Here is a 21,932-nt window from a genome sequence, read left to right as displayed (position 1 = left end):
ACCACGAGCGGCCCGGTAGTCCATAACGAGCGCGGACCAGGGGAATTACGTGAGCGCACCGCGGCCTCTTGGGGGAATTACGTGAGCGCTGACATTCGCTCGAATGCGAACTTCAGCCGGCACCAGCTACGTGAGGGCACGCGATCTTCGGACGGGTCCTTGTGCTGCCCGCGACAATTCCGGCGGTTGGCGATACGGGCCTCGTAGGTTCGGACTGCCGCGGCCGGGAGATCCGCACCCGCCTGCCACGGCGCCCAAAAGTCCCCGCTGACCTTCCGCTGATGGCTGGTCCACCACCCGCGCCCGCCGTCTGGGAGGCCGACTTCTCCGGCCTAGAGGTGTCTTGTGACTAGTAGCGGTTTGTCCGCGCCGATCGATGCGTCCGAGGCGCACCCAGCACGCCGGTACGACTACTGGCTGGGCGGCAAGGACAACTTCGCCGCGGACCGCGAGTCGGGGGACGCCATCGAGAAGATCTATCCGCACATCCGGACCTCGGCCCGGCAGAACCGCATGTTCCTGCGGCGTGTGGTGCGCTATCTGGTCGAGGAGGCGGGAATCCGGCAGTTCCTCGACGTGGGCACCGGGCTACCAGCTGCGGGCAACACCCATCAGGTCGCCCAAGGCATCGCACCGCAGTGCCGGATCGTCTACGTGGACAACGACCCGCTGGTGATGGTCCACGCTCGGGCGCTGCTGACCGGCTGCGCGGAGGGCAGGACCGCGTACATCGAGGCGGATCTGCGTGAGCCGCAGGCAATCTTGGCCGACGAGACCCTCACCGGCACCCTGGATCTGGCCCAGCCAATCGCCGTACTGCTGGTCGCGGTGCTGCATTTTCTGCCGGACGACTCGGCGGCGGGCGCGGCGGTCAAGATCCTGGTCGACGCGATGGCACCGGGTAGCTACCTGGTCGTCTCGCACGCCACCGACGGCCTGATGGATCACGGCATCATCGAGACGCTCTCCGATGGCGGCCATGTCGGCAAGACGGACACCACGCTGCGCAGCAAGGCCGGGGTCGCGGCGTTCTTCGACGGTCTGACGATGGTCGACCCGGGACTGCAGATCGTCAGCGAATGGCGGCCTGAGACCGACCGGCCGCCGACCGAGCAGGTCTCGGTGTACGGGGGTGCGGCCTACAAGTGATGATGTTCAGGAGGCACTACCCGCCCGCAGTGCTCATCCACGTGCCTGAGTGCGTGGAGGGATCCGCGCTCCCGGCGGTCAGGGCGTCCGTCCTGGAAACCGACTTCTACAGCCACCGGTTCCACTTCTGCTTCGCGGAGGCCGGCTACCACCTCGCCACTGTCACGGCCGCTCACATCATCCGTGACGGCATCGTCCCCATGGTCACCGTGGAACGACTCGACTACCGACCACATCGCTACATCCCCAGCGGCGAGCAGCCGGCCGATGCCCTCCGCGCCGGTTGTCGCGTCTGCTACGGCACCCACGGCGAGGGCCGTGCCGACGCGACATCCCCGGTCGGGAGACTTCCCCTGTGGGGAAGAGTCGGGTTAGTCAGGTAGCTGGCACGGCGGCTCCTAGCTGCGATGTTGGGCCTGGAGGGTCGGCCGGGAGCCGGCCGGACGGTGCCGGGGCCGGGCCGACACGTGGGCCGGCCAGCGGGCCGGGCTCAGCTCGGCGGCCGAGCATTGGCTGCCCACCGCGGTCGAGAGATGGTGCGGTCGGGCGCGAACGCGGCCCGCTCAAGTGGACGCCGACGCGATCGCCCGCGCGCGGACAGGGGCCGCCGAGCGATTTGATGTCCTGTCTGCCAAGGCCTGCGGTTGGGCACCCAACGCGGCATCCGTCACGGCTAGGCCGCCCAACACCGACCCAACAGGACCTCTAACAGATCACATGACCGTGTTGGGCGTGGTGACGTGATCCAACACGGTCAACAGCGCAGGTCGGTGCGCTGTTGGCCGGTGACCGCTGAACCCAACCCGGCCCAACAACGGGGCTCTGTTGGGGGGAGGGATCGGCCCGCGACGGCCATATCGACGCCGCGTACAGGCCTGCAACGACGCCTTTATGAAGTGCGAACACGGCCAGTCGGCACGGGGCGACCCGCCGATGACCGCTCACGACACGGCACCGATCATCTTCTGGCGCACCGCTCTGGGCGGCATGGTCGCGACCGATGCGCCCACGACGGCACTAAACATCCCTTGCGTGGCCCCTGTGGGGCACGCAAGGGACCCCAACCGACGACCGATGATCTTCGTGCGGATCTTCAGGGTGCCCGGGGCGGGTCTCGAACCCGCACGCCTCGTAAGGCAGCCGCTTTTAAGGCGGCCGTGTCTGCCATTCCACCACCCGGGCGGGCAGTGACACCGTAACTGTTGCCGCCCGGACGGTGGAATCGGCCTAGCGGGCCGCCGCCCCGACTGTTTCGCGCTCCTCCGGGAGCTTGACCGCCGGGGTCACGTGGGTGAACTCCTCACGCGGGGTGTGCAGCTGGCCCAGCGCGATCGTCTCGCGTCGCAGCACGAAAGCGAGCGTCCAGTCCGCGACGACCCGGACTTTCCGGTTGAACGACGGGATACGGCTCATGTGGTATGTGCGGTGCATGAACCACGCGGGCAGGCCCTTGACCTTGATGCCGTAGACGTGCGCCACGCCCTTGTACAGGCCGAGGCCGGCGACGCTGCCGACGTACTTGTGCCGGTACTCCTTCGGCTCGCCGCCGAGGATCACCTCGCGGATGTTGTCGGCAAGCACCTTCGCCTGCCGGACCGCGTGCTGGGCGCTCGGCGAGCACCAGGCGCCGGGGTTGGTCAGGTCGGGGACCTGGGCGCAGTCGCCGGCCGACCACGCCCCGCCGAGCACCTGCCCGCCACCTTCTGGGTCGCCATCCACGATCTGGAGGGTGGGCAGGCAGGTGACGTGGCCACGGGGGCCGCGCGGCAGGTCGGTGCGGTCCAGCATCGGCGACGGCTTGACGCCGGCCGTCCAGACCAGGGTCTCGGCGCGGAACCGGTCGCCGTCGCTGAGCACGATCTCGCCGTCGACGCAGGACTCGAGCCGGGTGTCCAGGCGCAGGTCGATGCCGCGCTTGTCGAGCTCGCGGGCGGCGTACGCGCCCATCTTCGCGCCGACCTCGGGAAGGATGCGGTTGGTCGCCTCGACGAGGACGAACCGGACCTCCTTCTGGTCGAGGTCAGGGTAGTAGCGCAGCGCGTCGCGGACGACGTCCTCCATCTCCGCGAGCGCCTCGATGCCGGCGAAACCGCCGCCGACGAAAACAAAGGTCAACGAGGCCTTGCGTACGGCCGGATCGGGGGTGACCGCCGCGACGTCGAGCCGGTCCATGATGTGGTTGCGCAGGTAGATGGCCTCGCCGATGGTCTTGAACCCGATGCCGTGCTCACGCAGGCCGGGGACCGGCAGAGTCCGGGAGACCGAGCCGGGCGCCACGATGATGTGGTCGTACTCCATCTCGGTGGACGGGCCGTCGATCGGCTGGATGGTGACCGTCTTGCGGGCGTGCTCGATCTTCGTGACCTCACCGGAAACGATGCGGCACTTGCTGAGCTCACGCCGGAGCGGGACGACCGAGTGCCGCGGGCTGATGTTGCCGGCCGCTGCCTCGGGGAGGAACGGCTGGTACGTCATGTGCGGCTGCGGGTCGATGACGACCACCTCGGCGCGGCGCCGGTTGATCTTCTTGGAGAGGCGCAGGGCGGCGTAAAGCCCGACGTGGCCTGCTCCGACGACAACGATGCGCTGAGGATTCACCCATCGATTGTGGCGCGCGCCGAGCCGTCATGCGCTGTTCTGTGATGTACGCCAAAGCCATTTGTCAAGTGCCATGAAGCACATATTTCCAAGAGATTTCACGCTCTGCGCAAGAGCCGGGCGATCAGGACAGTTGCCCCCACAGCGCCCGCGATGCCCACCAGCGTCGCCACCAGGAAAGCACCCCCGGCCAGGTCCGCGGAGAGCGCCAGGGCGATCACGGTGAGTACGGCCGAGACCAGCAGCACGGCCGCCGCGCGCATCAGCCAGCCGCCCACCACGTCCAGGTTCACCACCCCGTCGTAGGGCAGAACCGCAGCCAGCGCCGTCAGCGTGTGTCCGAGATAGAGCAGCGAGGCGATCGACAGGACCCGCCACAGCTCCACCGGCGCCCCGTAACCCGTCGTGTCGATGAGCCAGCCGGCGACCACCGCCATCGCCGCCAGGGTGGCGCCCCGGCCGCGCGGCACGATCGCCGGATAGACCGCCAGCAGGGTGAGCGGAATGAAATATTGCGTCCCGAGCAGCGAGACCGGCCAGGCCACCAGCATCGCCAGCAGCCCCGATATGCCTACCCCGCAGCGCACCAGGAACGGCGTTCCGGTGGCTCGCGCGGTGACCAGGCGGGCGGCAGCCACGGCCGAGGAGAAGGCGCCGGCCATCAACGCCCCCGCGGTGCTGACGCGAGCCGGGCCACGTCACGCAGCACCAGGTCAAGGCTGCCGGAACCGGCCCAGGCCACCACCGGCACGCCGTGCTCGCGCAGCCGGCCCAGCACATTTTCCCGCTCCATCCGCCACAGCCGGGTCGCCAGCGGCGTCCACTGGCCGCGGTTGCTGGGCGCGATGCCCGGGGGCAGCGTGTCGACCGCCACCACATAGCGGCCAGATCGGGTGAGCTGGGCCAGCATGTCGGCCGAGCGCGGGTCGACCAGCGGCGTGAGCACCATGACCAGGGCGTCCGACGACACGGTGTGGAAGCCGAAGACGTTCGCGTAGTCGTCGTTGTCCGTCTCGACCGGGTCGGGGCGCACGTCGAGCAGCCACTCCAGAGCGGTCAGGTACTGCCGGCGGCCGGTGGCCGGGCGCAGCCGGCGGGCGGTCGCGCCGTATTCCAGCAGCGACACCCGGTCGCCGCGCTGCAGGTAGTGCTCGGCGATCGCGGCCGCGGCCCGGACCGTGGTGTCCAGCACCGACGCGCCGCCGGCCACGCCGCCGGAGCGGCCCACCTCGCCGAGCACGTCGAGCAGCAGCAGCACCTCGGCGTCCCGGTCGGACAGAGTGGAGGCGACGTGCAGATCCCGGGTGCGCAGGGAGACCCGCCAGTCGATGCGCCGCAGCCGGTCGCCGGGCGCGAACGGACGAACGCCGGCCAGCTCGCCGCCCTCGCCGGGCCGCCGCGATCGGTGGTTTCCGACCAGACCGGCGGCGGCCGGCATGGCCTCGGTGGCCTTGAACGGGTCGGTGACCGGGTAGACCCGCACCCCGCGCGCCGGCGTCACCACCGGCCGGCAGGCCAGCAGGCCGTCGCAGGCGGCGACGCGGGCCGCGGCCGGGCCGACGTCCTGCCGGCCCCAGCGGTTCGCGTCGCCCGGCAGCTCCACCGCGTGCCAGCCGTCCGGCGGGACGCGGATCGCGAACGGGCGGTCGGAATGCTCCAACTTCAGCCACGGCGAGGTGCGGGTGCGGAGCACGACCAGGTCGTACGAGATCACGTCGGGGTTGGTCACGGTCACCGAGGCGTCCACGTGCCCGCCCTCGACGACATGCTCGTCGCCGGTCGAGATGGTCAGCTCGGGCGCGGAGCGCGGCATCCGGCGCAGCGCGGCCGCGGCGCCGATCGCGAACGGCGCCCCCAGCAGCACCAGGTCGACCCGGCCCAGCGCCACCCCGAGCAGCAGGAACAGGCCGGTGAGCAGCACCGACCGGCCCAGTGCCCGGGTCGGCACCCAGGCCGGCCCGTAGATCGGCTCCACCTCGGGCGGAGGCGGCGGCACCGAGTACCGCAAGGACGGACGGTCAGTCATGCCGCGCGTAGGTCGGCAGGGCGCCGCTGGCCGGTGCCGGCACGCTGGTCAGCACCTCCTGCACCACGAAGGCCGGGTCGACGCGGCGCAGCCACATCTCCGGCCGCAGCGTGATCCGGTGGGCGAGCGCGGGAATGGCCACGTCTTTGACATCCTCGGGCACCACGAAGTCGCGACCCGCCATCGCGGCCCTCGCCCGGGCCAGCAGCAGCAGCGCCAGCGAGCCGCGCGGCGACGAACCGACCAGCACCGACGCGTGCTCGCGGGTGGCCGAGGCGAGCGAGACGATGTACCGGCCGATCGAGTCCTCGACCGTGACGCTCTCCAGCGCGGCCTGCATCGCCTGCAGCACCTGGGCGTTGACCACCGGCTGCAGGAACGCCTCCTCCTGGCGGCGGGACATGCGGCGCTGCAGGATCTCCCACTCCTCCTCGGCGGTCGGATAGCCGAACGACACCCGGATCAGGAACCGGTCGAGCTGCGCCTCCGGGAGCGGGTAGGTGCCCTCGTACTCGATCGGGTTGGCCGTGGCCAGCACGTGGAACGGTGGGTCGAGACGGTAGGTCACGCCCTCGACCGACACCTGCTTCTCCTGCATGGCCTCGAGCAGCGCGGACTGCGTCTTCGGTGGCGTCCGGTTGATCTCGTCGGCGAGCAGCATGTTGGTGAAGACCGGGCCGGCCCGGAACGCGAAGTCACCCTTGCGCTGGTCGTAGAGGAAGGAGCCGGTGACGTCGGCCGGCAGCAGGTCGGGAGTGAACTGCAGCCGCCGGAAGTCGAGGCCGAGCGCCTGCGCGAACGAGCGGGCGGTCAGCGTCTTGCCCAGGCCCGGCAGGTCCTCCAGCAGCACGTGGCCGCCGGCCAGGATGCCGGCGAGAACCAGCTCGAGGGAGTCCCGTTTGCCGACCAGGACACTGCCGACCGAATCCAGGACGGCACCGGCCAACCTGCCCACCTCGTACGGGGGAAGGGCATTTTCCGTCACAGTCGCTCCAACGCATCCACGTAGGTCTCCAGTTCACGGGTCTTCGCCGTGCGGCGCCCGCGATCGTGCATGGCCGCCCACAACGGGTCGCCCAAAAGCTCACGCGCGCGCTTCGGGTCGGATGCCCGGGTGATGCCGTGGCGCAGCCGCAGTCGCTCGTCGGCGAGCTCGGCCAGCACCGGCAAAACGTTACGCGCATACAGATCCGCGTCCTCGTGCGCCCGGTCCAGGTTTCGCTCCCAGCGGCGCACCGCGGCCCGCAGCGAATCCAGCGCCCGCCCGTCATCGACCCGGTCGCTTCCGCGGCGCCGCTTGGGCAGAGCCGGCGGCGCCACCTCGGACACCGCCCAGAGCACCGCCCGCAGTCCGATGAAGAACGCCACCACGAGCAGCACCGAGATGTGCAGCCCACCGGCCCGCAGCGCGGCGATGGTCACCACGGTCGCGCCGGCGATCAGCAGAGCCTGCCGGACGAACCACCAGACCCGCGATTTCGGCTTGGCGACCGGCTCGGCCACCTCTTCGACCGGCTCGTCGCGGAAACTGAACAGCTCCTCGAGCCCACCATCACTCACGCGGGCACCCCCGCCCCGAGGTCGGCCCGCAGCCGCTCCAGCGCGCTGATCGCCTGCTGCCGCATCTGGTTGTCGACGGTGTGCGTGGCATAGCGCGCCTCGCGGTAGACCTCGAGCAGCGCGGCCAGCACCTGCGCGTCCACCCGCTGCTCCTGCAACAGGCGGCCGACCAGGTCGGTCGGGCTGTCCCCCGGGTTGCGCGGCGTGCCCGCGGCCGCCGCCGCCTGCTCCAGCCGCACCCAGCAGGCGATCACCGCACGCCGCGGGTCACGGTCGCTGTCGGACAGCTCCTCCAGGCCGGCGTCGAGCGCGGCGACGAGCTCCTCCGCCGTACGCGCGCCGGTTTGTTTGGCGGTGCCTCTCTTGCCCTTGCGCACCCGGCGTTTGGCCTGGTCGCGCAGCACCGCCCAGAGCACCAGAACGAGCACGACCACCAGCACCACGGCGAGAATCCCCAGCGCGGCCGTGCCGACCCACTCGGGCAGCCCCTTCGCCGCCTCCGGTGGCGGCTCCGGCGCCCGGGACCCGCCCGCCGCCGTGGTGGGCAGCAGCGGTGGCGGGGTCGGCGTCGCGTCCGGCTTGATCTGGTCGAGCTGCGGCGCCGACCGGGTGGCGGCCAGCGCAGTGAAGAAGAGCAGCACGAAGACGGCGGCCAGTGGCCACCAGCGTCGCACAGCGGCGAGATCCATCAGCGCAGGCTCAGTTCCACGATCGGTATCGGATGTGCCCGAATCATGCCAGGCCCGCCAACCTCTTCGCACGGTCGAACACGTCGTCGAGCATCACCGGGGTGAGCCGTCCGGTGAAGGTGTTCTGCTGGCTGACGTGAAAACAGCCAAGAAGGGTGGGCGCGCCCGGCAGGCTGACCTGCGCACCATGCCCAAATTTCGGCCGCGGCACCGGCGCCTTGATCCGATAGACCGCGCTCATCGCGGGCCACCACGCAGCCCAGGCAAATGCCCCCAGCGCCACGACAACTTTCAAAGTCGGCCGAATCAGCCGGAGTTCCTGATGGAACCACGGCGCGCAGGTGTCCCGCTCCTGCGGTGTCGGCTTGTTGTCCGGCGGCGCACACCGCACCGCCGGAAAGATCCGCGTGTCGCGCAGCGCCAGCCCATCGTCGATCGACACGCTGAGAGCCTGATTGGCCAGCCCGGCCCGATGCAGCGCGGCAAACAGAACATCACCCGAACGATCCCCGGTGAACAGCCGCCCGGTCCGGTTCCCACCGTGCGCCGCCGGCGCCAGCCCGAGAATCCCGATCTTGGCGTCCGCGTTCCCGAACCCCGGAATCGGGCGCCCCCAGTACTCCTGGTCCCGGAAGGCGGCCCGCTTGACCCGCGCAACGTCTTCCCGCCACTCCACCAGCCGCGGACAGGCAAAGCATTCCGCAATCGCCGCGTCCAGCACCGTAAGCGAGGCGGCCCCAGCAGCGCGGCCAACAACATCTTCAGCAGTACGGGATTCCCACTCACCCAAACTCACGCAGGCAGCACAGCACGCCCATGCCCCAGCCCCGCCCCCGGGTACGCGATGCCCCCACTCGATCTTGGAGATTTAGCGTTCGGACGGCGCACCAAGTCACCAAGATCGCGATCAGGGCCACCGACGGCGCGGCATATGGGGGAAATTTCAGTTCATATCGCCGCGGCATCAGCGTCGAATCACTCGGGCAGCTGGAACTTGCCGGCTTTGACGCCGCTAACGAACGCCCGCCAGGCGTCCGGTCCAAGAATCAGCGCCGGCCCGGAAGGGTCCTTGCTGTCGCGGACCCCGACGACGCCGGGGAGATTGTCGGCCACCTCGACGCACGAATTTCCGCCGTTGTCGCTGCGGGTCGACTTCCGCCAGACGGCCCCCGTCAGGTCTGCCATGACTTAGCCACATCCTCGATCAGTTCCAGAGACAACGCCCTGGGCAACGACTCCCCGCGGATTGCCTCCCACCTGCGGGTAAGACTATCAATGTCGTCGCGCCGACCGGTTATCTGCGCGTGCAGCGGGCTGTCCAGATGCGCGGCGTCGAAATCGCGCGCCTTGGCCAGCGTGAAGGCTCCGCCGAGGCCCCCGTGCACGCCGGCAGATGACGGAGCGACATAGATCTGCATGTGCGGGTGAGCACTTGCCTCCAGGAGAAATTGGCATTGCTCGGCCATGATCGCCGGCGATCCGACGCAACGCCGCAACACGCCCTCGTCGACGATCGCGATGAGGGTGGGCGGTTTTGGTGCGGCGAGGAGATCCCGCCGGTCCAGTCGGGCCGTCACTATCAGATCGACGTCCGCGGCATCCACCATGCCGGAGCCCGCGATGATCGCGTGGGCGTAGGCCTTCGTCTGCAGGAGGCCGGGCACGATCAGTGGCTCGAACCAGCGGATCAGCGTCGCCTCGCGCTCGATGATCAGCCAATCGCGGAACCACACCGGTGACCGGTCGAAGCCCGCGATGCCGCTCCGACGGTGAAACCACGTCTTCGGGCATTCCACACCCCCGCCACCGAATCATGATCCGTCGCCACAGGAATCACACATGAGAATGATTCGCCACACGACCGGATCAGGAAAGTCCATCGAGACTTCCGAGGCTATCGGTGTCCTCATCAGACTGGGAAGGCCGAATGGACGAGTGGCTGGAGGTCTTCGAATGGGATTGGTGATGGCGGTTATATGCGCGGTGCTTGTTGGATTCTTGGCCGGGCTATTCAGCTTTCGCGTGAAGAGTCGGTGGTGTTCGCAATGTGGGGCGACGTTGCGGTGTGGGTGTTCGGCGGGCGCTGTGCTGGCGGGAGGTGGCCGTGGACCGGCTTGAGCTGATGCAGATGTTGCTGGGGCATCCGGAGGCGGACGTTCGCGTCGATCTTGGAGAGTTGCTGCTCGACGTGCGGGACGTGCGTTACCTGGCGGACCGGCAGGCGATCGTGTTTCTGCTCTATCCCGATGACCTGCGGGATGTTCTTCGCCGCCGCCAGATCTAATGGGCGGATGGGACAGACGCTCGCGGGGATTCTCGAGGCCGCTGCCGACGGGCGGTTTCCGCCGGACGACGGTGGGGTCACTGTGGTGCCGCAGCACAGTGCTCGAGATGCGGGAGTGGTGGCATTCACCGGGCATTCCGTGGTGTTTGTCGACGAGGATCCGGAGTGGGTGCGGGGCGCCCTTGCCCTGGTCGACTGCGATTCGCTGGCCGCGGCCATGAATCCGCGCTTTCTGCATGCGCTGCTGGAACGGACCGGGCGCCGGACCGAGACGATCGATCTGCTGACCGTCGCATCCGCGCTGCCGGGAGAACCGCCGGTCGCGCTCGAGGAAATCACCGATGTGGCGCATCCGCGGGTTCGGCGGGCGCGGGAGCATCGGGACGACGTGCGGGTGTGGCGGGTGGACGGTGGCGTGGTCATTCTCGGGCGCGGGGTGGCGGGGCGCTGGGAGATGGCCGTCGAGGTCGAGCCGGGCCAGCGCCATCGTGGACTCGGCCGCACCCTCGCGGTGGCCGCACGGCACCTGGCGCCGGCCGGGGAGATGCTGTGGTCGCAGCAGGCGCCCGGCAACGCGCGGGCCGTGCGGTCGTTTCACGCCGCCGGCTTCCGGCCGGTCGGGTCCGAGGCCCTGCTCGTGCCGCCCTCGGACCCGGGAGCCGCCTAGCGCGACGGACTCGGCGCGACCGATGGCGAGGACGCCGACGGGGCCACCGACGACGGGGCCACCGAGGCGGGCGCGGACGCGTCTCGTGAGTTGGTGTTGGTGAACGGGGCGTTCGCGGGGCAGTACGGGTAGCCCAGGTTGACCGAGCGCGAGCTCTCGCCGGTGGCCTCGTCCGTGCAGTAGTTGTTGCCCAACTGGATCGGGTTGCCCTCCTGGTCGAACAGGCGGGCGCCGGTGACCAGGTGGCCCTGGCCGTCGTAGACGTACACGTCGTTGACGTTGCTGTAGGGGTTGCCGCCGCTGGTGCCGGCGTCGTAGTTCGCGTCGTTGTACGGGACGTTGCGGGCGTCGCCGTCCGCGCTCTCGAAACCGGCGAAGGCGAAGATGATCAGGAAGGCGGTGCCGGCGCGGAGGGCGTAGCGGGGCATCCGGGTCAGGTCGGCGCTGCGCCGGCCCAGGACGATCGAGACGATCACGCTGCCGGTCAGCAGGACCAGCGCGACCAGGTCGTTGTCGCCGATGCGGGGCAGCAGGCCCATGCTGCCGCGGTTGGCGCCGAGCAGGAAAGCGATGGCCATCGCGGCCAGGTAACCGCGCAGCACCCACCAGGCCGGGCGCAGCAGCCGCAGGAAGTCGCTGGCCTTCTCGTAGCCGATCACCGGGCCGACCCGGACGTCGACGTCGCGCAGCATCGCCAGGGCGTTGTCGCGCAGCTCGGCCAGCTCCGGGAAGCGGGGCTCCGGCGGGTCCGGGAAGTCGCCGACGAGGCCGGCGGTGGCGCGCAGCTCCGACGCGTACGCCTCCGGGGTGCCCAATCGCTCGACCAGCGTGCCCGGACCCTCGGCCAGGACCTCCGCCAGGTGTTCCGGAAGGTCTTCCAGCATTTCCTCGCGGACCTCGGCGGACAGGCCTGTCAGGGCCTGCCGGACGCCCTCGACGTACGCCTCTATCTCGTTCACGCCGCTCCCCGCTCGCGCAACAGATCGTCCATGGTGGATGCGAACCCGTGCCAGATCTTGCCGGACCGTTGCAACTCGGCCCGGCCGGCCGGGTTGAGCCCGTAATACTTGCGGTGCGGGCCCTCGTCGCTGGGCACCACATAGGTGCTCAGGAGGCCGGCGTTGAACAGGCGCCGCAGCGTGCCGTAGACGGACGCGTCGCCGACATCCTCGAGGCCGGCCGAGCGCAGTCGCCGCAGGATGTCATAGCCGTAGCCGTCCTCGTCGCGGAGGACCGCCAGGACGGCGAGATCCAGCACTCCCTTGAGGAGCTGGGTGGTATCCACGCGCCGCACAGTAGTGCGCATTGCGAAGTACCGTCAAGCGCGCGGTAGGACCATGGTCCAACTCAGGCGAGCGAGAACGCGATTCCGTCGAGGATGTCGTGCTCCGAGGCGATCACCGCGTCCTGACCGGACCGCTCCATGATGATCTTCAGGATCAGGGCGCCGCCGCCGATCACGTCGGCTCGGCCGGGGTGCATGACCGGCAGCGCGAGGCGCTCGGCGGTGGTCATGGCCAGCAGTTCGTCGGTCAACTTGGCGACCGCTTCCCGGCTGACCCGGGCGTGGTGGATCCGCGCCGGGTCATAGGACGGCAGGCCCTGCGCGAGAGCCGTCACCGTGGTGACCGTGCCGGCCAGACCGACCAGGGTGTTCGCGTCGCGGCCGGGGACCGCCGCCAGCGCCGTGTCGACCGCCTCGGTGATGTCCCTCGTGGCGGCGGCGATCTCCGCGGCCGTGGGCGGATCGGAGTGCAGGTGCCGCTCGGTCATCCGCACGCAGCCGATGTCCATCGAGATCGCGTGCTCGACGCCGTCGGCGCCGGTTACGAACTCGGTCGAGCCGCCGCCGATGTCGAAGATCAGGAACGGTGGCTCCGCCGCCAGCCCGGCCACGGCGCCGGCGAAGGAGAGCCGCGCCTCCTCGTCGCCGGTGATCACCTCGGGGTCGAGGCCGAGCACTCCGCGCACCATCGTGCGGAAGTCGGCCGCGTTGGACGCGTCGCGGGACGCCGAAGTCGCGCACATCCGGACCCGGTCGATACCGAGTTCGGCGACTTCCGCGGCGTACACCTGGAGGGCCTTTTTCGTGCGCGCCAGCGCCGCGTCGGAAAGCCGGCCGGTGCGGTCGACGCCCTCGCCGAGCCGGACGATCTCCATCCGCCGGGCGATGTCGGTGATCTTTCCGTCCGCGACATCGGCGATGAGCAGCCGGATCGAGTTGGTCCCGCAGTCGATCGCGGCGACTCTCATAGCTTCAGCAGCATTCGCGTGTTCCCCAGGGTGTTGGGCTTGACCCGTTCGAGGTCGAGGAATTCGGCGACGCCCTCGTCGTACGAACGCAGCAGTTGCTCGTAGACGGTGTGCGGGACCGGCGCGCCGTCGATCTCGGTGAAGCCGAACGAGCCGAAGAAGCTGGTCTCGAACGTCAGGCAGAAGACGCGACGGACGCCCAGCTCGCGGGCGACATCGAGGAGGCGGGCGACGATCTGGTGGCCGAGCTTGCGGCCGCGGAAAGCCGGGTCGACCGCGACCGTACGGATCTCGGCGAGGTCTTCCCACATGACGTGCAGGGCGCCACACCCGAGCACGCGATCCCGCTCGTCGACGGCGACCCAGAACTCCTGGACCGACTCGTACAGCGTGACCGTGGCCTTGCTGAGCAGGCGCCGGTCGGTGGTGTAGGTGTCCACGAGAGCCCTGATGGCTCGTATGTCACTGGTCCGCGCCCGCCGGATTTCCACCTATTCGTCCTTTTTTATTGCTACACAGGGGCCGTCCACCCACCACGGCTCCACCGCGTCGCGGACCTCATCGCCGAAGGGGTTAACGCCGCGCCCGGCCGCCAGGGCGTGCCCCAGGTGGACATGGAGGCATTTGACCCGGTCCGGCATGCCGCCGGCCGCGACCTTGGCGATCTCCGGCACGTCCTCGATGGCCGTGCGGCGAGCCAGATAATCCTCGGCGGCCTTCGCGTACTGCTCGGCCAGCACCGGATCGGTCGACAGCCGCTCCTGCATGTCGCGCATCACGCCGGCCGACTCGAGGCGGCTGCACGCGGCGGTGGCATGCGGGCAGGTCAGGTAGAAGAGCGTGGGGAACGGAGTGCCGTCCGGCAGGCGGGGCGAGGTCTCCACCACATCCGGGTTGCCGCAGGGACAGCGGTGGGCGATCGCCCTGGTCCCGCGGGGTGCGCGGCCGAGCTGGGCCGCAACGATCTCGAGGTCGGCCTCGGGGGGAGGGCTTGCCATGTCAGTTAGCGGACTCCATGTCGGCAGCTTCTACGCTGTTCCAGAGCGTGTCGTACCACCGGTCGGCCGGGGCCGCGGCCGGTTGCGTGCCGGACTCGCGGGCCGCGCCGTCCGGGTCGTTGATCACCAGCAGCGGGATCTCCCCCGGCAACACGTAGGAGAGCCGCTGCCGGGCCTGGGCCCGGAGGTATTCCGGGTCCTTCCACTTCGCCAGCTCCTGCTGATCTTTGGTGATCAGCTGACGCTGAGCCGCCTGATCGGCCTCCATCTGGGCGATCTGCGACTTCTGAGCGAGATAGACCCGGAGCGGATACGTGTACGCCAAGGCCAGCGCGACGAACACCACGATCAGGACGGTCGCGCGGCCGGTCAGCGCGCGCGGCCGGGGAGCCGCCGTGCGTTTCGCCGGGTTGGTGCCCACGTTGACCGTGCGGCGGGTCGGGGCGGGGCGCGCCCTCGTGCGGGTCTGCACCCGGGTCGAGCCGGTCGTGCGCACCCGCGACGAACCGGGGCGGCGGGACGGGCCCTGACCGCTCGGTGCGCGTCGCTGTGTGGTCACCCTGCTCCCCCGCTTCAGGTCATGGATTGTGGCACCCCATCGAGGGTGCCACAAATCCATGATGTGCGGTCGCGGGTTACGCGGCCCGGTAACGCGGGAAGGCACCGGCGCCGGCGTACCGAGCCGCGCCTTCCAGCTGCTCCTCGATGCGCAGGAGCTGGTTGTACTTGGCGACACGGTCCGAACGGGCCGGGGCGCCGGTCTTGATCTGGCCACTGCCGACCGCGACCGCGAGGTCGGCGATCGTGGTGTCCTCGGTCTCACCGGAACGGTGCGACATCATCGTCTTGAAGCCGGCCCGGTGGGCCAGGTCGACCGCGTCGAGCGTCTCGGTGAGCGAGCCGATCTGGTTGACCTTGACGAGGACCGAGTTGGCGGCCTCTTCCGCGATGCCCCGGCCGATGCGGGTCGGGTTGGTCACGAACAGGTCGTCGCCGACGATCTGGATCTTGTTGCCGAGCTGACCGGTCATCGCGCTCCAACCGGCCCAATCTTCCTCGGCCAGCGGGTCCTCGATCGAGACGATCGGGTATTCGTCGGCGAGCTTCGCGTAGTACGCGATCATCTCGTCCGTCGACTTGGGCGAGCCCTCGAAGACGTACGCACCGTCCTTGTAGAACTCCGTCGCCGCCACGTCCATGGCCAGCACGATGTCGGTGCCCAGCGTGAAGCCGGCCGCCTTCACCGCCTCGGCGATCAGGTCGAGCGCGGCCGCGTTCGCCGCCAGGCTGGGCGCGAAGCCACCCTCGTCGCCCAGGCCGGTCGACAGGCCCTTCTTCTTCAGCACCGACTTCAGCGCGTGGTAGACCTCCGCGCCGGTGCGCAGCGCCTCGCGGAAGGTCGGCGCGCCGATCGGCGCGATCATGAACTCCTGCACGTCGACGTTCGAGTCGGCGTGGGCACCGCCGTTCAGGATGTTCATCATCGGCACCGGCAGCAGAGCCGCGTTGGGGCCGCCGATGTAGCGGAACAGGGGCAGCTCGGCGGAGAGCGCGGCGGCCTTGGCAACCGCCAGGGACACGCCGAGAATCGCGTTCGCGCCCAGCTCCGACTTGTCCGCCGTGCCGTCCAGGTCGAGCATCTTCTGGTCGATCAGGCGCTGCTCGGACGCCTCGTAGCCGATCAGCTCGTCGGCGATCTTGTCTTCGATGTTGGCAACGGCCTTCTCGACGCCCTTGCCCAGGTAGCGGCCCTTGTCGCCGTCACGCAGCTCGAGCGCCTCAAATGCGCCGGTCGAGGCGCCCGAGGGCACCGCGGCGCGGCCGACCGTTCCGTCGTCCAGCCCGACCTCGACCTCGACAGTCGGGTTGCCCCGGGAGTCGAGAATCTCGCGGGCGACGATCGCCTCAATGGTGGCCATGTGTGGTGTCGCTCCTCTTCACATAGGCTGCAGTTCACCGACCGCGACCCTGCGGCCGACCACGGCACTGAGCGTATCCGGGCGTGGTGACCGCCGTACGCGCGGCCGGTGAACTTACGACCGATGGCTCAAGTTCGGGACTTTGGTGCCGATCTCCCGGGCACTATGAGCGCTTCGAGTCTCCCGCCGAACGGGTCGTTCATCGAGATGACCTCATACGGCGAAACGCATCCTGAGGTGCGGGTGCTGCAGGCGTCCGGGACAGTGATCACACTCTCCTTGGCGCTGGCCGACGTGCCGCCCGCGAATTCACCGGTAGAACTGCGCTGGGCTGCGGCTCCGCGCGGCCGCTACGCCCAGGAAGGGCTCGTGGTGTCGGTTGACGGCAACCGCGTGGAGGTCCGCTTCACCGGCCGGCCGGCGATCCTGCAGAGCCGCTCGTTCGTGCGCGGCGGCGGCGGGGAACCGGTCGTGATGAGCCGCGCCGACGCCGATGACGCGGTCGGTGTGGTGCACGACATGAGCGAGCGGGCGGTGCGTGCCCACTTCACCGACATCGACCTGCGCGCCGGCGACGAGATGACGCTGAGTATTCGGGTCGAGGGCGAGGTGGTGTCGTTCCCGGCCACCGCGTTCAAGGTCAGCTCGATGCGCCAGCAGATTCCGGTGGCCGGGCCGATGTCGGTGGAGATGGTCGCGGTCTTCGACGACCAGGAGGAGGCCCAGGCCCGGGTGATCCGGCGCTACATCATGCGGCACCAGCTGATGAACCGGAACCGGGGCGCGGGGCCTCGCTGAGACTCGGCCCCCACTGAGATGAGCCTGATACTCGTTTGCGCGAGGTTGCGGGCGTAGGCAAGGGTGTCAGTCGTGCCCATGCGTCTGCGCCTTACTGCCGTCGGTCTCGCGACGGCCGTGGCGCTGCTCGGCTCGGCCGGTTGCGCCGGGCTCGAACAGGCCAGCGCCGCCGGCATCAGCCGGGACGACATGGTGTCGGAGATGGCCACCCAGCTCGCGCGGGTGACGGGTCTCACGTACACGGCGACCTATCAGCTCGCCGGCGGCGACACCGCGACCGTGACGCAGGCGCAGAAACCCACCCGGACGGCGTATGTCTACCCCGGCGGCCGGCTCGTCGAGGAAACCACCGGCACCATCCGCTGCGAAGGTTCTCCCGCCGCTCTGAAGTGCACCGAGACCGATCCGTCGCCGGCCACCGCCCTGCCGCTCACCGGCAGCACGCTGGTCACCCCGGAGGCGGCGCTCGCGCTGCTCAACACGGCCGCGCTCGACCAGGAGGTCGAGGCCACCCCGCACGACACCACGATCGCCGGGCGGCACGCCACCTGCCTCGATCTGAAGCAGGTCGACGGCACGCCGACCGCCGAGTTCGGCATCTGCGTCACCAACGAGGGCGCGCTGGGCAGCTTCACCGCCACCATCGCGGGCACGCGCTACGAGCAGGCCCTGACCGCGTACGGCGAGAAGGCCGAACCGGAGAACCTCATCCTCCCCGCCGCCGCGCAGGTGACCGACAAGCGCACCCGCTAGCCCGTCAAACCTTGCGGTAACGGGCCTGGACCACCGAGAACAGGCCGTACGCGGCGATGCCCACGGCCGTGATCACGAGCATCCAGGTGCCGTAGGTCTGGGCGGCCATGGCGCGCAGCGCCGCATCGAGGCCGCGGGCCTTGTCGGAGTCGTAGGTGACCGCCGCCATCACCAGCAGCACGCCCGCGGTCCCGTAGGCGGCGCCCTTGGCGGTGTAACCGATCTCACCCAGTCGGCGGATCAGGTCGCGCACCTGGGCGGTCATCCGCGACGTCATCAGGTGCTTCTCGAACTTCCGGGTGAGCCCGTAGACAGCCAGGCCGGCTCCGATGGCGGCGACCAGCACGCCGATCACCGCCACCGTCAGCCGGCCGCCGGAGGACACCATGAGGTCCTGGCTGGCCTCCTCCTGCAGGTCGGCCGTCGACTTGTTCTTGCCGCGCAGGACCTTGATGCCGGTCCACGCGAGGTAGGTGTAGAAGGCGGCCCGGCCGGCCGACGCCAGCCGCTCGTAGACGCGATGGCGGCCCCGCTCGCCGCGGTGGCCGATCGACGCCTCGAAGATCTGCCAGACGACCATGGCGGTCAGGCCGATCACCAGGATGACGATGAGCGCCGACCCGAACGGCTTCGCGGCGAGCGCGTGCAGCGCTCCGGACTGATCGCCGTCGGCGGGGGCACCACCGAACGCGATGCGCAACACCAGCCAGGCGAACAGCAGGTGGAGTACGCCGTAGCCGACCAGCCCGGCTCGAGTCAGACGCTCGAGCCAGGGGTTGTCGGCAGCTTTGTGGGCGTGCGAGGTCAAGGAGGCCACGGCGCCCTCCTTGACCGGTGGATCTATTTACGAAACCTAGACGCCCAGCAGGGTGCGCAAGTGGCGCGGCGGCGGCGAGCCGTGCGCCAGCATCGCGTCGTGCCACGCCTTCGGGGTGGCGCCGAAGGGGCGGGCCGCGGCGATCTCGGCCACCTCGGTGTAACCCACGAAATACGTACTCAGCTGGGTCGACGTGAGCAGGGCGCGACGCCACTTGCCGGCCGCCTCGCCCTCCTCCTGGAAGCCGCGCCCGGTCATCATCGCCATCGCCTCGGCCTCGGGCAGGTCCTCGCAGTGGACCAACTGGTCGATGACCGCGTTGAGGCTCATCCGCAGCTGCATCTTCAGCTGCTGGAGGCGCACCGGCAGGCCGCCGAAGCCGAAGGAGGCCATCAGCTCCTCGGCGTAGGTCGCCCAGCCCTCGACGAACGGGCCGGACCAGCCGAGCGAGCGCACCCTCGTCTCGGCCCGGAACCGGCGGGCGTGCGCCAGCTGCAGGAAATGGCCGGGCATCGCCTCGTGGACGGTCAGGTCGCGGATCATGTGCGAGTTGTACTCACGGTAGAACGACTCCACCCGCTCCGGCGACCAGGCCGCCGGGGTCGGCGAGATGCAGTAGAACGTGGGCAGCTCGGCGGTCTCGAGCGGGCCGGGCGGATCGCAATAGGCCACCGCGACGCCCCGGGCGAACTCGGGCATCTCCTCGATCACCAGCGGGTCGTCGATCAGCGTCATCAGGTCGTGCTCGCGGACGAACGCGGTCGCCTCCGCCATCGTGACCTTGGCGAGGTCGACGATGGTGGCGTCGTCGGGGTGCTCGGCGGCGAGCGTGTCGAGCGCGCGGCGCACCGTCTCGTCGCTCTCCGGGCCGCCCACCAGCTCGGCAGCGGCCGCCCGCAACTGCTCCCCGACCAGGTCGAGCCGCTGCCGGGCGCGGGACAGCACCTCGGCCGCGGGCAGCTCGGTGTCGAGGGTGTGCCAGAGCCGCGCCTCCCACAGCGGGCGGCCCAGGCGCGGGTCGCGGCCCGGCTCACCGCCCTCGAGGCGGGCGCGCAGCCAGCCGTCGAACTCGGCCAGCGCGTCGAGGGCCGCGGCGGCGGCCGGCTCGACCGCGGGGCGCATGCCCGGCTCCTGCGCGACCAGTGCCGGCAGCTCGTCACGGATCAGCGCGGCGGTGCCGGCGAACTGGCCGACCGCCGTCTCGGCGTGGATGCGGGGCACGTCGCGCAGCACCGCCCGGGCGGTGGCCAGCGCGTCGGGGATCGCCGCGAGCCGGCCGCCGAGGCTGGCCAGGCGCTCCTCGGCCGGCGCGAACTGGCGGGCGATCAGCGCGTGCAGCATCGGGCCCGGGTTGTGGTGCAACGGGTTCCACTCGTGCTCGCGCACGTCGGCCAGCTCGAAGAGGTTGCGCTCGACGATGGCCGCGAGAATCGCGTGGTCGGCCTGGTCTTCCGGGCCGAAGGCGTCGGGGTCGATGCCGGACAGCGCGTCGGCGGCATCGCGCAGCATGCTCACCCGGTCGGCGACCGCGCCCGGGGACAGGTCGGGTATGCGGTCGTCGTAACGATGGTCGCCGACCTCGGTGGCAAGGCCCGGGTCGTGCTGCAGGACGGCGTCGACGATGCTCTCGGCGAGCGGAACGAACTCCGGCATGCCGAGAAAACTACTCGGCCGGTCCGACATCTTTCTGCTCGGCGCTCCGCACCGCGTCCGCGTATATCAATGTCACGCGCCGCAATTCGGCTTCGGCGTCCACTCCGGCGGCGCGGGCCTCGGCGACCACCCGCAGCAACGCCGGGCCGAGGTCGTCACCGGCCGGCAGCGGCACGTCGAGGCCGGGCCGCTCGGCCCGCTGGAGAATCTTGGCCGCCAGCGACAGGGCGGGCTGGCCGAGCGCGATGCCGTCGAGCGCGGAGTCACGGGACTTCTCGGCCTTCTTGATCCGCTCCCAGTTGGCGGTGATCTCGTCCAGGTCGGTGATGTCCTCGCCCGCGAACACGTGCGGGTTGCGACGGACCATCTTCTCGACCAGGCCGCCGGCCACGTCGTCGATGCCCCACGCCGCGCCGTCCGGCAGCTCCTGCGCCAGGCGGGCGTGCAGCACCACCTGGAGAAGCACGTCGCCGAGCTCCTCGCGGAGGGCGTCCGGGTCGTCGGCCTCGATCGCGTCGAACGCCTCGTAGGCCTCCTCCAGCAAGTACTGGGCCAGGGTGCGGTGGGTCTGGGCGCGCTTCCAGGGGTCACCGCCCGGGGAGGCCAGGCGGTCCATCACGGCCACCGCGTCGAGCAGGCGGGCGCCGGGCGGGTCCCACGAGCCGTACATCAGCTCCAGCTCGGCCAGGTCGGGTTCGCGGGTGAGGCGCAGGCCCAGTTGCCGGGCGAAGTCTTGATCACCGGCCGGTCCGGAGAGCCAGACGACCGCCCCCTTGCCCGACATTTCCGACAAAAGGCGCTCGGGATCCGGGTCCATCACCACGACCTCGACGCCCGCATGGCGCAGAGCGTCAGCCTGCTCCGACTCGGCCGCGGTGAACACCGGAAACTGCCGGACGACGTCCCAGGCGGCGGCGGTGAGCAGACCGGCCGGCAGGCGCGGCGAGGTGACGAGAAGGATGATCCTCGCGGTCACGGGGCGCTTTAGGAGGCGCTGACCGGCGCGGTGTCGTCGCTGCCCAGCGGCACCGACACCAGCGGGCGCACGTCGCCGTTCTGCGTCTGGAACTGCAGGACCGGGATGCCGAGCGGCTGGTAACGCGGGTTGACCTTGATGTCCAGCTTGTCGGTGACCGCGGCGATCTCCTTGCGGACCGCGGCGGCGCCCTGCACCAGCTGCACGTTCGAGTCCTGCAGGCTCGACTTGAACTGCTCGAACGTCGCGCCCTCCTGCACCTGGCCGTTGGCCGCCAGCACGTCGAAGACCTCGCGCAGGTCGGCGTCGGTGATCGCCGGGGCGTCCTTGACGCCCTGCCGCAGCAGGCGCACGTAGGTGTCGGCCTGAGCGTAGAGCTGGACGAACTCGGTGGTGGCCGGCACGTGCAGCGAGCTGGCGTAGTCGTCGAGCGTCAGGTCGGCCGGCAGCGACACATTCTGCTGCTTGGCCACCTGGGCCAGCACGTCCGCGCTCACCAGCGTGCGCACCACGTCGTTACGGGTGATCGGCATGGTCGCCGCCGCGCCGGCCGGAGACTTGGCAGCGGCCGCGACGACCGCGTCGTGCGCCTGGTCGTAGACGCCCTGCACCCGGGACTCGGTCAGGCGGTTGTCACCGAGGTAGGCGGCCACGGACGGCTCGGAGCGGCAGGCGGAAAGCCCGGCCACGGCCAGTGACGCGACGACGGCGACGGATGCGAGTCGGCGAGCACGCTGCATGGCCTGACTCTCTCACGCCCGCTGTGACCCACGCCGCCGACCCCCGGAAAAC

At 70.1% G+C, this 21,932-nt stretch carries 26 protein-coding genes and 1 tRNA gene; 6 read left to right on the top strand and 21 right to left on the bottom strand.

The annotated features are described in order from the left end of the window. The first annotated feature begins 345 nt into the window (after positions 1-345). On the top strand, positions 346-1,149 hold the full coding sequence (locus tag AB0E90_RS49000) for an SAM-dependent methyltransferase (protein WP_360420260.1): 804 nt from the start codon (positions 346-348) through the stop codon (positions 1,147-1,149). Then, entirely contained in the window at positions 1,146-1,532 is a 387-nt protein-coding gene (locus tag AB0E90_RS48995) for a hypothetical protein (protein WP_360420258.1), read from the top strand. The genes AB0E90_RS49000 and AB0E90_RS48995 overlap by 4 nt, the downstream gene beginning before the upstream one ends. 716 nt (positions 1,533-2,248) lie before the next feature. Here the strand turns inward: AB0E90_RS48995 and AB0E90_RS48990 are convergent. The 10 genes from AB0E90_RS48990 to AB0E90_RS48945 form a co-directional block, all read right to left on the bottom strand. Further along, a tRNA-Leu gene (locus tag AB0E90_RS48990) sits at positions 2,249-2,331 on the bottom strand. 45 nt (positions 2,332-2,376) lie between these two features. Continuing rightward, a complete protein-coding gene (locus tag AB0E90_RS48985; RefSeq protein ID WP_360420256.1) occupies positions 2,377-3,747 on the bottom strand; it encodes an NAD(P)/FAD-dependent oxidoreductase in 1,371 nt (456 codons plus the stop codon). 98 nt (positions 3,748-3,845) lie between these two features. After that, entirely contained in the window at positions 3,846-4,409 is a 564-nt protein-coding gene (locus AB0E90_RS48980) for a hypothetical protein (RefSeq protein ID WP_360420254.1), read from the bottom strand. After that, complete coding sequence (locus AB0E90_RS48975; protein WP_360420252.1) at positions 4,409-5,773, bottom strand: DUF58 domain-containing protein; 1,365 nt, start codon at positions 5,771-5,773, stop codon at positions 4,409-4,411. The genes AB0E90_RS48980 and AB0E90_RS48975 overlap by 1 nt, the downstream gene beginning before the upstream one ends. After that, positions 5,766-6,758 (bottom strand): MoxR family ATPase, encoded by a 993-nt coding sequence (locus AB0E90_RS48970; RefSeq protein WP_360420250.1) that lies wholly within the window; start codon positions 6,756-6,758, stop codon positions 5,766-5,768. The genes AB0E90_RS48975 and AB0E90_RS48970 overlap by 8 nt, the downstream gene beginning before the upstream one ends. Then, complete coding sequence (locus AB0E90_RS48965) at positions 6,755-7,333, bottom strand: hypothetical protein (RefSeq protein ID WP_360420248.1); 579 nt, start codon at positions 7,331-7,333, stop codon at positions 6,755-6,757. Before AB0E90_RS48965 ends, AB0E90_RS48970 begins: the two co-directional genes overlap by 4 nt. Then, a complete protein-coding gene (locus AB0E90_RS48960; protein ID WP_360420246.1) occupies positions 7,330-8,022 on the bottom strand; it encodes a DUF4129 domain-containing protein in 693 nt (230 codons plus the stop codon). Before AB0E90_RS48960 ends, AB0E90_RS48965 begins: the two co-directional genes overlap by 4 nt. Positions 8,023-8,065: 43 nt before the next feature. Beyond that, complete coding sequence (locus AB0E90_RS48955; RefSeq protein ID WP_360420244.1) at positions 8,066-8,818, bottom strand: uracil-DNA glycosylase; 753 nt, start codon at positions 8,816-8,818, stop codon at positions 8,066-8,068. 179 nt (positions 8,819-8,997) lie between these two features. Continuing rightward, complete coding sequence (locus AB0E90_RS48950) at positions 8,998-9,207, bottom strand: DUF397 domain-containing protein (RefSeq protein WP_360420242.1); 210 nt, start codon at positions 9,205-9,207, stop codon at positions 8,998-9,000. Continuing rightward, positions 9,195-9,818, bottom strand: coding sequence for a DUF5753 domain-containing protein (locus AB0E90_RS48945; RefSeq protein WP_360420240.1), 624 nt, complete (start codon positions 9,816-9,818; stop codon positions 9,195-9,197). Before AB0E90_RS48945 ends, AB0E90_RS48950 begins: the two co-directional genes overlap by 13 nt. A gap of 308 nt (positions 9,819-10,126) precedes the next feature. Between AB0E90_RS48945 and AB0E90_RS48940 the strand changes: the two genes are divergently transcribed. Together AB0E90_RS48940 and AB0E90_RS48935 are read left to right on the top strand one after the other, a co-directional pair. Continuing rightward, positions 10,127-10,306, top strand: a complete 180-nt coding sequence (locus AB0E90_RS48940; protein ID WP_360420238.1) for a hypothetical protein — start codon at positions 10,127-10,129, stop codon at positions 10,304-10,306. A gap of 7 nt (positions 10,307-10,313) precedes the next feature. Beyond that, positions 10,314-10,973 carry a GNAT family N-acetyltransferase gene (locus AB0E90_RS48935; RefSeq protein WP_360420266.1) on the top strand — a complete coding sequence of 220 codons (660 nt, stop codon included), beginning with the start codon at positions 10,314-10,316 and terminating at the stop codon, positions 10,971-10,973. On the opposite strand, the gene AB0E90_RS48930 is transcribed toward AB0E90_RS48935, so the two are convergent. The 7 genes from AB0E90_RS48930 to eno form a co-directional block, all read right to left on the bottom strand. Beyond that, positions 10,970-11,932 carry a hypothetical protein gene (locus tag AB0E90_RS48930; RefSeq protein WP_360420236.1) on the bottom strand — a complete coding sequence of 321 codons (963 nt, stop codon included), beginning with the start codon at positions 11,930-11,932 and terminating at the stop codon, positions 10,970-10,972. The genes AB0E90_RS48935 and AB0E90_RS48930 overlap by 4 nt on opposite strands. Beyond that, positions 11,929-12,258 (bottom strand): PadR family transcriptional regulator, encoded by a 330-nt coding sequence (locus AB0E90_RS48925; protein ID WP_360420234.1) that lies wholly within the window; start codon positions 12,256-12,258, stop codon positions 11,929-11,931. The genes AB0E90_RS48930 and AB0E90_RS48925 overlap by 4 nt, the downstream gene beginning before the upstream one ends. A gap of 62 nt (positions 12,259-12,320) precedes the next feature. Continuing rightward, positions 12,321-13,226, bottom strand: a complete 906-nt coding sequence (locus AB0E90_RS48920) for a Ppx/GppA phosphatase family protein (RefSeq protein ID WP_360420232.1) — start codon at positions 13,224-13,226, stop codon at positions 12,321-12,323. Beyond that, positions 13,223-13,717: an amino-acid N-acetyltransferase gene (locus tag AB0E90_RS48915; protein ID WP_360420230.1), complete on the bottom strand. Its 495-nt coding sequence runs from the start codon at positions 13,715-13,717 to the stop codon at positions 13,223-13,225. The genes AB0E90_RS48920 and AB0E90_RS48915 overlap by 4 nt, the downstream gene beginning before the upstream one ends. Continuing rightward, positions 13,718-14,224, bottom strand: coding sequence for a DUF501 domain-containing protein (locus AB0E90_RS48910; protein WP_360420228.1), 507 nt, complete (start codon positions 14,222-14,224; stop codon positions 13,718-13,720). Position 14,225: 1 nt separating this feature from the next. After that, entirely contained in the window at positions 14,226-14,783 is a 558-nt protein-coding gene (locus AB0E90_RS48905) for a septum formation initiator family protein (protein WP_360420224.1), read from the bottom strand. 76 nt (positions 14,784-14,859) lie between these two features. Continuing rightward, on the bottom strand, positions 14,860-16,143 hold the full coding sequence (eno, locus tag AB0E90_RS48900) for a phosphopyruvate hydratase (protein ID WP_360420222.1): 1,284 nt from the start codon (positions 16,141-16,143) through the stop codon (positions 14,860-14,862). A gap of 165 nt (positions 16,144-16,308) precedes the next feature. Between eno and AB0E90_RS48895 the strand changes: the two genes are divergently transcribed. Then, complete coding sequence (locus AB0E90_RS48895; protein ID WP_360420220.1) at positions 16,309-16,941, top strand: hypothetical protein; 633 nt, start codon at positions 16,309-16,311, stop codon at positions 16,939-16,941. Positions 16,942-17,013: 72 nt separating this feature from the next. Beyond that, a complete protein-coding gene (locus AB0E90_RS48890; protein ID WP_360420218.1) occupies positions 17,014-17,694 on the top strand; it encodes a hypothetical protein in 681 nt (226 codons plus the stop codon). A 4-nt stretch (positions 17,695-17,698) separates the two neighbouring features. Here the strand turns inward: AB0E90_RS48890 and AB0E90_RS48885 are convergent, their stop codons facing one another. The 4 genes from AB0E90_RS48885 to AB0E90_RS48870 are packed head-to-tail and all read right to left on the bottom strand — an operon-like array spanning position 17,699 to position 21,880. Then, positions 17,699-18,511, bottom strand: a complete 813-nt coding sequence (locus tag AB0E90_RS48885; protein ID WP_360420216.1) for a DUF1206 domain-containing protein — start codon at positions 18,509-18,511, stop codon at positions 17,699-17,701. Positions 18,512-18,547: 36 nt separating this feature from the next. After that, the gene (locus AB0E90_RS48880) at positions 18,548-20,164 is read right to left on the bottom strand and encodes a DUF885 domain-containing protein (RefSeq protein WP_360420214.1); all 1,617 of its coding nucleotides are present in this window, start codon (positions 20,162-20,164) and stop codon (positions 18,548-18,550) included. 10 nt (positions 20,165-20,174) lie between these two features. Then, positions 20,175-21,140: a nucleoside triphosphate pyrophosphohydrolase gene (locus AB0E90_RS48875; RefSeq protein WP_360420212.1), complete on the bottom strand. Its 966-nt coding sequence runs from the start codon at positions 21,138-21,140 to the stop codon at positions 20,175-20,177. An 8-nt stretch (positions 21,141-21,148) separates the two neighbouring features. Then, positions 21,149-21,880 carry a hypothetical protein gene (locus tag AB0E90_RS48870; RefSeq protein ID WP_360420210.1) on the bottom strand — a complete coding sequence of 244 codons (732 nt, stop codon included), beginning with the start codon at positions 21,878-21,880 and terminating at the stop codon, positions 21,149-21,151. Between the last annotated feature and the right edge of the window lie 52 nt (positions 21,881-21,932).

The sequence above is a fragment of the Actinoplanes sp. NPDC026619 genome, from assembly GCF_040638295.1.
Lineage (GTDB): Bacteria > Actinomycetota > Actinomycetes > Mycobacteriales > Micromonosporaceae > Actinoplanes.
The sequence above is the reverse complement of the archived record's forward strand: the minus strand, read 5'-3'. Positions and strand labels throughout refer to the sequence as shown.

Excerpts from the sequence above, each read along its gene's own strand:
- AB0E90_RS48960 (WP_360420246.1), bottom strand. The coding sequence starts at position 8,022 with ATGGATCTCGCCGCTGTGCGACGCTGGTGGCCACTGGCCGCCGTCTTC.
- AB0E90_RS48950 (WP_360420242.1), bottom strand. The coding sequence starts at position 9,207 with ATGGCAGACCTGACGGGGGCCGTCTGGCGGAAGTCGACCCGCAGCGAC.
- AB0E90_RS48910 (WP_360420228.1), bottom strand. The coding sequence starts at position 14,224 with ATGGCAAGCCCTCCCCCCGAGGCCGACCTCGAGATCGTTGCGGCCCAG.
- AB0E90_RS48935 (WP_360420266.1), top strand. The coding sequence starts at position 10,314 with ATGGGACAGACGCTCGCGGGGATTCTCGAGGCCGCTGCCGACGGGCGG.
- AB0E90_RS48870 (WP_360420210.1), bottom strand. The coding sequence starts at position 21,880 with ATGCAGCGTGCTCGCCGACTCGCATCCGTCGCCGTCGTCGCGTCACTG.
- AB0E90_RS48880 (WP_360420214.1), bottom strand. The coding sequence starts at position 20,164 with ATGCCGGAGTTCGTTCCGCTCGCCGAGAGCATCGTCGACGCCGTCCTG.
- AB0E90_RS48920 (WP_360420232.1), bottom strand. The coding sequence starts at position 13,226 with ATGAGAGTCGCCGCGATCGACTGCGGGACCAACTCGATCCGGCTGCTC.
- AB0E90_RS48975 (WP_360420252.1), bottom strand. The coding sequence starts at position 5,773 with ATGACTGACCGTCCGTCCTTGCGGTACTCGGTGCCGCCGCCTCCGCCC.
- AB0E90_RS48895 (WP_360420220.1), top strand. The coding sequence starts at position 16,309 with ATGAGCGCTTCGAGTCTCCCGCCGAACGGGTCGTTCATCGAGATGACC.
- AB0E90_RS48980 (WP_360420254.1), bottom strand. The coding sequence starts at position 4,409 with ATGGCCGGCGCCTTCTCCTCGGCCGTGGCTGCCGCCCGCCTGGTCACC.
- eno (WP_360420222.1), bottom strand. The coding sequence starts at position 16,143 with ATGGCCACCATTGAGGCGATCGTCGCCCGCGAGATTCTCGACTCCCGG.